This window comes from Nostoc sp., from assembly GCF_035638895.1.
Taxonomy (GTDB): Bacteria; Cyanobacteriota; Cyanobacteriia; order Cyanobacteriales; family Nostocaceae; genus Nostoc.
In genome coordinates this window covers 1-8,547 of sequence record NZ_DASQZC010000392.1, presented here as the reverse complement: position 1 = coordinate 8,547, position 8,547 = coordinate 1, and the positions used below count along the sequence as shown (strand labels likewise).

The following is an 8,547-nucleotide window of genomic DNA, read 5'->3' as shown; positions in this document are numbered from 1 at the left end:
TAACCTCGCTAGTTGGGCGCTTTCTTTCGGTGTTTTACCCAAGACTTTCTGAGGTGCAAGTGTCATATTTTCTAAGACGTTGAGATGAGGAAACAGGTTGAACTGTTGAAACACCATACCTACTTGTGTTCGTAGTTGCCGCACTTGGCTATAGTTGAGAGTAGGCCTAGATAAGTTAATTCCGTTGATGATTAAACGCCCTTTGTCAATGGTTTCTAGGCGGTTGAAGCAGCGTAGTAGAGTACTTTTACCACAGCCGGAGGAACCGATAACTGCAACGACTTCTCCCCGGTTGATTTCGCCTGTGATTCCTTTGAGAACTTTGAGGGAACCAAAGTTTTTTTCGATATTGTCAAAAATAATGGCGGGGATGGTACTGTTCATTACTTATGTCAAACTGCTCTACAGTTGATTGTAAGGTTTTAAGGTAGATGCACGGCTACCGCAGAGGCGTAGAGAGCGCAGAGGGCGAGAGAAAATAATATGGTTAAATTTGGTTTTGTGCGCTGGTGTGTGGTTGTAGGTTTTAGCTGTTTGTTACTAGCTGGCTGTGCTGTGAACTCTAGCGCGGGTAAAACTCTGCAAATTGCTACTGATCCGACGTTTCCACCTTTTGAGTTTCAAAGACAAAGTAGTGAGTTACAAGGTTTTTCTATTGAGGTGATGAATGCGATTGCTTCCAGCACCCCAAGGGCGATCGCAGTTGCTGCTAACTTTAAATTCAATTTTAAAAGTCTGCCTTTTGATGGCATGATCTCAGCTTTAGGAGCCAAAACGGTAGATGCGGCGATTAGTTCCATCACGATTACGGAGGAGAGGGCAAAGACGATTTCTTTTTCCCGTCCTTATTTTAAGGCTGGGTTAGCGATCGCAATTCGTACAGACAATCAAGATATTACTGGTTTTGACAGCCTCAAAAATAAAATTGTCGCCGATAACTATCGCGCTTTTGAAATGACGCTAACGCGTAGCTTGCTTCTCCGCAGGAGTATGCGGTTCGTTATTTAATTACTGTTAAATTAGTAAGATTTAGATTATTTGTTCTTGTTCTGGGCTGAACGTAATACTCATAACGATTCCATTTTTTGGCTTTTTCTATGATAGAGCCGTGACAAGTAAGATCCTTGATGTATTAAGGGACTTACAGAAATTAAATTATTCAATTTTGGGAGCGACTATTGATCGTTAGATTCTTCCTCCCCTACTTCCCCTGCGCCCCCTGCTTCCCCTGCTTGCCAAAGCGATGGGATATTTTTTTAGTTGGAAGTCCCTAAGTTGGGTTGACGCTTGAAATAATCTTGCTGAAAAACGGGAAGACTATGGTTACTCTCTAATGGGGAAATTTCCATGAAAGCCCTCAACAGCAAAATGCTCAAAAAATCTCTGCTTAACTATTTGATTTTGCCTTTTTCTCTAGCGCCCTGGCTGTGTGTGGGAACGCTTTTTGATTCTCAAGCTAATGCTTTACCAGGGCAAAGTACAGAGGAAGTAGGCACTTGGATTAAAGCACATCCCACACTCCGTCCCAGGAGTGGGGAGCGATTATTTGTGCAAAAGACTGATACAGCTGCTCAACGATTCACTTTTCAAGCATCGGTATTGCCTCCTGGTAGGGTGGAGTTTTCCAAAGACCGTAGCACAATTCGGAGCGAGCGCATTGCCATGTATGATGCCATTAACGGCATGACATTTACGCGTCTCCAGGAATCTTTGCGGGTGATTTATGGCTTAGAGATTTATCAAGATTACGATCGCGCCCAAGTCGTGTACCAGTATCCCAACGAAAACGTAGTTAACTCGGCGCGTCTTGCCAAAACTCCAATTAGGGAAGCTTTAAAGGGAGAATTACGAGTAGGCGATCGCTATGTATACTGGGTGGAAATTGCCCAACCTAAGACGGGCAAAGCTTTTACTGGTCAAATGACGATTTTGCTCAAAACTGATCTAGACAAGTTAGAAAGGGAACTGCAAATTCGATAATGGGCATCGGGCAGAAGTTCTTTAATTTTTAATTTTTAATTGATTTCTCCCCTGCTCCCTCATCCCCCTCATCCCTTCTCGTTTAAAGATGACTCAATTGGTATTCTACAACTTCCCTAACCCTATAGGAGCAAGAGTTTGCCATGTACCCGAAAAGATACTTTCAGATGCTAAGGAAATTCGTAGTAAATCTTCCTTTAGTAGTGGCGGCCAATCAACCCCGGCTTTACGCCCTGCGGCAAACAGATGTTGCGCCTTAATGCTTAACTGAAAAAGGGTCAAAGCCAGCTCTCGGTCTAGGCTCTTTACATCTTTGAGGGCTTCAAAGACCACTTTCAATGCCAACAAAATCGAGGTGATCTGACCGGGTACCGGTGGTTTTCCCTGTTTCATACGCGTCAACAGCGCATCTGGGTTTTCCTCGGTTGTGATTGTCTGATCTATGAGGAGTTTCCGAGCTGTTTCGTAATTCATGTAGCCAGTTTAGCGTACCTTCTGCTTCAGCAGGAATACCTAATTAAAAAGTCATCAAACTGGTTTTTGGTTATTTATAGCAATCTCTTATGATTTGTGAAAAGATAAACTTGGGGAAAATGATGGGGGATTTGCGATGCTCTATACTTTTGCAGATACACTGAATATAATATCTTTGAAAAATACGTCCCGCTTAGAATCAGAAGCAAAATGATATCACCAAATTTACTAGAAATTGAGCGCTCCGTCCGTTCTTTGTCTGTGGAAGAACAACTTTGGCTGCTAGAAAGTATTGCTCGGCAAATCCGAGAAAGCGAGTATACAAAAGATAAATTCCTTGATGCCAAACATCCAGAAGAACAACTGGAAGTGATAGTTAATGAGGCAAAGATCCCAGTAGAAATTGCTGCTATAACTGATGAGTTTGCAATTTCAGAAATTCTCTAATGTAGAAAAGTAAAAATTATGAGTTTGTCAGATTTAAAAAGTTAAATATATAGTTTTTTTATGGATTCTCTCGTTTCTCTCGTTCCTAGTCTCTAACTGGGAATGCTTGATGGGAGGGCTGCCCCCTCAATACTCGCGGCAGAAGCCAGAAGCTGGAAATGAGGTTTCAAAGGAATTTTAGCTGAAGTTAACACCAATAAGCATTGCTGTGTTCCATGCAATTGAGAACCGCTAATTAGCATTTTCGGTATTGTAGTTCGTATTTAAATTCATCTTGGTTAGACTCAACATTTTGAGAAACAATCGAGCGTACAAATCCCAGATTATCCAATAAAGCAATAGAACGATGATTTTGGAGATCAACGTAAGCACAAAAATCCAGATTTTGGTATGTCTCAACTAAATAATTAATCATACACGTCACCGCTTCGCGTGCATAACCTTTTCCCCATGAATTAGGAAAAAACACATACGCAATGATTGCACTTTTGTTTACAGTAATTGTTGCTTGAACATATCCAACGTAGCATTTCTCTACAAAAGACCAGACAGCCCAATTCAACCAAATCTCCGTTCCATCTGGTGATTGACGACGCGCCAACACCATGTAGCGATCGCGAAGCGATACAACGCTTTGTGGCGGCACATCTTCGATAAAGTCGTATATCCTAGCACTTCGTAATCCATCAAAAAGCAGTTCGGCATGATCCGGTTCTAGTGGTTCTAAACAGAGTCGTTGAGAATAGATTTTCATTTTGATCTAACCCTGCACTAACAAGCCATAACAAACACCTTTGACTAACTCATCTTCAATATCAACCTCTGGAGCCAAAAGCTATATGTCAAGGATGTCAAATTTTTGACTTGAAAAAACTCCATAGATATAGTACTTTTCACAACTGAAATTTAGGATTGCCATAGTTGCTAATCAATAAATACCATAGATAATTTCTATATCTAGTACACTACAACGGAAATAGAGCAACCATTTAAAATCCCTATAAAGCTTATTCCATAGTACTTTTGACTTTTTATTTTTGGCTTTTAACTTCCACCTTGCGGTGCTAGCCTTTTAGATTGACTTTTATTTCATTTATCTTTACGATTCAACCTTATCATGGTATGTCAATGGGGTAAATGCGCTTTTATAATGTTGCTAATTAATAAGCAATAGGGACGACCTGGCACAACTACTTATCAAGGGTGCTTATTACATTGTTTGAAGTTATGTAGCCTTTTGATTACGGCCTATCAATCACTGCGGTAAACTATGCGTTGATTATGATTCTTTCGCAGAGAAGAACACCTCGAAAGGAGCGGTTTTTTCAATGTCTCATACCGTAAAAATCTACGATACCTGCATTGGTTGCACCCAATGCGTCCGCGCTTGCCCTACTGATGTACTAGAGATGGTTCCTTGGGATGGCTGTAAAGCTGCTCAAATTGCCTCTTCACCCCGTACAGAAGACTGCGTGGGCTGTAAGCGCTGCGAAACCGCTTGTCCCACCGACTTTTTGAGCATCCGGGTTTACCTGGGCGCTGAAACAACTCGCAGTATGGGTCTGGCTTACTAAAAAGCTCAGTGCTAAGTCCCCGAACTTCTGATCGCAATGCGAGTCTACTGCCCAACCATTCTTCTAGAAGGGTTGAGGCGCAAGCCTTTGCTGTGCTCAGAGTTCTCCCTGAGTTCTGAGTCTTGAGTCCAGAGGCAAAAGAAGTAAATCAGAAAAACAATTTCTTGATTCTTCACTCAGCACGGGCTACGCCCCGCTACGCTAACGGAACTCAGAACTCAGAACTCAGTGTTCAAAACTTTAAAGTTTCTTAATAGCAAGCATCTTTAAAAATACCTAGTGGCAGAGGGAGTAATTTACTCCCTTTTTTATTTGCAAAAAGGCTACTTTGTGCTACCAACTATACTGGATCTAATCATCCTGAAAAAGAAGCGGTGTGAACAATGTGCGGAATCGTTGGATATATAGGCACTCAAGCGGCGACAGACATTTTACTGGCTGGGCTGGAAAAACTAGAGTATAGGGGTTACGATTCTGCTGGAATCGCTACTGTTTGGGAAGGTGAGGTTAATTGTGTGCGGGCAAAGGGCAAATTGCATAACCTGCGTTCTAAACTGGAACAAATAGAAGCTCCTGCCCAGATTGGAATTGGTCACACTCGTTGGGCAACTCATGGTAAACCAGAAGAGTACAATGCCCATCCCCACATGGATACGGCAAAGCGAGTGGCGGTAGTGCAAAATGGCATTATCGAAAATTACCGCGACTTACGCGAGGAACTCAAAGGAAAAGGACACAAGTTTCTTTCTGAAACCGATACAGAAGTAATTCCCCATCTTATAGCCGAATTTTTAAAGAATCTTCCCCCCTCATCTCCCTCATCTTCCTCATCTCCCTCATCTCCCTTCCTAGAAGCAATTCGCCAAGCAGTTAACCACTTGCACGGGGCATTTGCGATCGCAGTTATTTCTGCTGACTACCCCGATGAATTGATTGTTGTTCGCCAGCAAGCACCTTTGGTAATTGGTTTTGGGCAAGGGGAGTTCTTTTGTGCGTCTGACACGCCAGCGATCGTTGCCTACACCCGTGCGGTGCTACCTCTGGAAAATGGCGAAATTGCCCGCCTTACTCCTTTGGGCGTTGAGATTTACAATTTTGCTGGCGACAGGTTGAAAAAACAACCCCGACTGCTCAACTTCAATCCTGCAATGGTAGAAAAGCAGGGGTTCAAACACTTCATGCTTAAAGAAATCCATGAGCAACCAGGGGTAGTAAGAGCTAGTTTAGATGCTTACTTTGATCCAGCCGAATCTACCGAATCGCCAATAAATCTTGGTTTACCTGCGGATTTATACACTGATTTAGAACAAATTCAGATCGTCGCCTGTGGTACGAGTTGGCACGCAGCATTAATCGGAAAATATTTACTCGAACAACTAGCAGGAATTTCAACTCAGGTGCATTACGCTTCTGAGTATCGTTATGCACCATCACCATTGACATCTAACACGTTGATCATCGGTGTTACCCAATCAGGTGAAACCGCCGATACCCTAGCAGCTTTGGCAATGGAAAAAGAACGTCGCCAGGGGAAAGAACCCAAATATCAAGCGCGACTTTTGGGCATTACGAATCGCCCCGAAAGTAGCCTTGGTCATTTAGTACCGCATGTTATCAGTACCCTAGCGGGAATTGAAATTGGAGTAGCAGCGACAAAAACTTTCACTGCCCAACTGATGGCATTTTATGCATTGGCATTGGATTTAGCAGCTCGTCGCCAGACAGTTTCAAAAGATATTTTAGAGAAAATTATTAATGGGTTGCGGCAGATTCCTAAAGAAATTGAGGCAACTTTGGAAAGTCAGGAACGTTTAACCGAACAGCTAGCCCACGAATTCGCCGAAACCCAAGATTTTATTTTTCTGGGAAGGGGAATTAACTTTCCTATTGCTTTAGAAGGGGCGTTGAAATTAAAAGAAATTAGCTATATTCACGCCGAAGGGTATCCGGCTGGAGAAATGAAACATGGCCCGATCGCGCTTTTAGATGCGAAAGTACCAGTAGTTGCGATCGCAATCCCTGGTAGTGTTTACGAAAAAGTTATTTCAAATGCCCAAGAAGCCAAAGCTAGAGATTCTCGGTTAATTGGCGTGACTCCAGTCAACGATGGCGAAGCTGCGGAAATCTTTAACGATCTTCTTCCCATCTCTCATGTAGAAGAATTACTTTCTCCGATTTTGACAGTAGTTCCTTTGCAATTATTGGCTTATCATATTGCCGCCCGTCGCGGTTTGGATGTCGATCAACCAAGAAATTTGGCTAAGTCTGTAACGGTAGAATAGTCTATTGATAGTGTGGACAAATAATTGTGGAGAGATAATTCGGTTGAACAATAAATAATTCGATTCAACAATAAATAAAACGGTTGAACAATAACCCTTGATAGAGTACGCTTGTATTGATCAGATATGCGATCGCTCTCAGGGGTTATTTTTATGGTTAGGAGCAGAGGAAAATGGATGCAAGCCAAATAAGCATAAACTACGCTATAAAAAAGGTATTTCATAAAGAAGTAAAATCAGATGACTGATAATCCACGGCTAATTCATGCTGAACCAACTAAAGATTTATTTATATATATGTTGGTGCGAGACATACCGCTTATTCGTGCGATTATCGATCTTGTAGACAACTCAGTAGATGGTGCAACTCATTTACAAAGCAATGAGAATTATGAAGGGCTTTGGATAAAAATTTTAGTGAACAAAGAGTACTTTCAAATTCAAGATAATTGTGGAGGAATAACGGTAAATGACGCAGAGGAGTATGCTTTCAAATTTGGAAGAGCCAATGATGCTGAATTAACACCAAAATCAATAGGAAGATTTGGAATTGGGATGAAGCGAGCTTTTTTCAAAATTGGAAAAAAATTTACAGTTGAATCAACTACCTCTAGCTCGAAATTTGTAGTCTCCGAAGATGTAGAAGAATGGAAAAAGAAAGATGAATGGACATTTGAATTTTCAGAAGTTCAAGAAGATAGTGATTACGAATCCAATGACATTGGAACTCGAATATTAATTGAAAAATTACATGAAAATGTGTCAGATGACTTAGGATTAGAAAATTTTATATCGCAATTAAAGCAAGAATTAACTATCGCATATTCATTAAAAATAAATAAAGGCTTAAGTATTAGTATAAATGATGAGGTTCTGAGTCCAACTCCCCTTAATTTTCGTACTTCGGACACGATTAAAGTTGCAAAATTTGAAAAAGGATATAATTACTTTGGAAGCCATGAAATAACTACACCGGTGCAGGTTAGATTGTATGCTGGTGTATCAGATAGAAATCTAAATGAAGGTGGATGGTATGTATTTTGCAATGAACGCATGGTTCTTGAAGCTGACCAAACTGAAATAATGGGCTGGGGTACAAAAAGTGGTTTCCCAAAATATCATGCTGATTTTGCATTTTTTAGAGGCTACGCTTTCTTCGAGTCTGATGATGCTGCTTATTTGCCTTGGACAACGACGAAAACAGGTATTGACTACGACTCACCAATCTACAAAGCAATCAAACAACAAGTATCTGAACTAACGGTTCCCGTTCTTACATTCTTGAGAAAAATGGCAGATGAAAAGAGCCGTGTAGAGCGTGGTGAAATATCTGAGAGTTTACTTGAGCAAGCATATTTGCAAACTTCACTTCACTCTGTATTTGAAGCAAATACAAGTATAACCTTTCAAATTGCTGAGCAATCAGCAATACCGCCTCGTCAGAACCGTGGGACTATACAATATAACAAAACAATTGAAGAAATTGAGCTAGTTAAAGAACTATTAAATGTTTCATCGAATAAAGAGGTTGGTGAAAAAACCTTTGACTACTATTTAAACAATGAAGGATAAACATAATGGCTGGTAGTTATTCAAGAATTAATTACCGTCTTCGTCCTGCAAAAGCAGTTGAAAGAAAGATGATATGTGATTCTCTCCGATGCTTAAGTCCGTTCGGAGAAGTTGCAGCTTATAGGTATGTAGGTTTTGGCTCAACTTACTTTAGTGACTTTATTCTTTTTCACAAATCCTTACATATTGAGGACATGATAAGTATAGAAAAAGATAAG

General features: G+C 40.9%; 9 protein-coding genes and 1 pseudogene. 7 read left to right on the top strand and 3 right to left on the bottom strand.

Going from position 1 to position 8,547, the window contains the following annotated elements; all coding sequences use genetic code 11:
* On the bottom strand, positions 1 to 384 hold a 384-nt coding region (locus VE944_RS19355; protein WP_324980438.1), incomplete at its 3' end, for an ATP-binding cassette domain-containing protein.
* Positions 385 to 483: 99 nt separating this feature from the next.
* Between VE944_RS19355 and VE944_RS19350 the strand changes: the two are divergent.
* Positions 484 to 933, top strand: a pseudogene (locus VE944_RS19350) (transporter substrate-binding domain-containing protein); the annotation flags it as partial.
* A gap of 435 nt (positions 934 to 1,368) precedes the next feature.
* Complete coding sequence (locus VE944_RS19345; RefSeq protein WP_324980442.1) at positions 1,369 to 1,980, top strand: hypothetical protein; 612 nt, start codon at positions 1,369 to 1,371, stop codon at positions 1,978 to 1,980.
* Between the two features lie 105 nt (positions 1,981 to 2,085).
* Here VE944_RS19345 and VE944_RS19340 read toward each other — a convergent pair whose 3' ends face one another.
* A complete protein-coding gene (locus tag VE944_RS19340) occupies positions 2,086 to 2,454 on the bottom strand; it encodes a Dethiobiotin synthetase (RefSeq protein ID WP_324980435.1) in 369 nt (122 codons plus the stop codon).
* A 210-nt stretch (positions 2,455 to 2,664) separates the two neighbouring features.
* On the opposite strand from VE944_RS19340, the gene VE944_RS19335 reads away from it, so the two are divergent.
* Complete coding sequence (locus VE944_RS19335) at positions 2,665 to 2,901, top strand: hypothetical protein (RefSeq protein ID WP_324980433.1); 237 nt, start codon at positions 2,665 to 2,667, stop codon at positions 2,899 to 2,901.
* A gap of 235 nt (positions 2,902 to 3,136) precedes the next feature.
* Here VE944_RS19335 and VE944_RS19330 read toward each other — a convergent pair whose 3' ends face one another.
* Complete coding sequence (locus VE944_RS19330; RefSeq protein ID WP_324980431.1) at positions 3,137 to 3,655, bottom strand: GNAT family N-acetyltransferase; 519 nt, start codon at positions 3,653 to 3,655, stop codon at positions 3,137 to 3,139.
* Positions 3,656 to 4,229: 574 nt separating this feature from the next.
* Here VE944_RS19330 and psaC point away from each other — a divergent pair.
* The 4 genes from psaC to VE944_RS19310 all read left to right on the top strand — a co-directional run.
* Positions 4,230 to 4,475 (top strand): photosystem I iron-sulfur center protein PsaC, encoded by a 246-nt coding sequence (psaC, locus tag VE944_RS19325; protein WP_012411495.1) that lies wholly within the window; start codon positions 4,230 to 4,232, stop codon positions 4,473 to 4,475.
* 383 nt (positions 4,476 to 4,858) lie between these two features.
* A complete protein-coding gene (gene glmS, locus VE944_RS19320; protein WP_324980399.1) occupies positions 4,859 to 6,757 on the top strand; it encodes a glutamine--fructose-6-phosphate transaminase (isomerizing) in 1,899 nt (632 codons plus the stop codon).
* 240 nt (positions 6,758 to 6,997) lie between these two features.
* Positions 6,998 to 8,329: an ATP-binding protein gene (locus VE944_RS19315; RefSeq protein WP_324980397.1), complete on the top strand. Its 1,332-nt coding sequence runs from the start codon at positions 6,998 to 7,000 to the stop codon at positions 8,327 to 8,329.
* Positions 8,330 to 8,334: 5 nt separating this feature from the next.
* A partial coding sequence (locus VE944_RS19310; RefSeq protein WP_324980394.1) for an O-methyltransferase occupies positions 8,335 to 8,547 on the top strand: 213 nt, incomplete at its 3' end.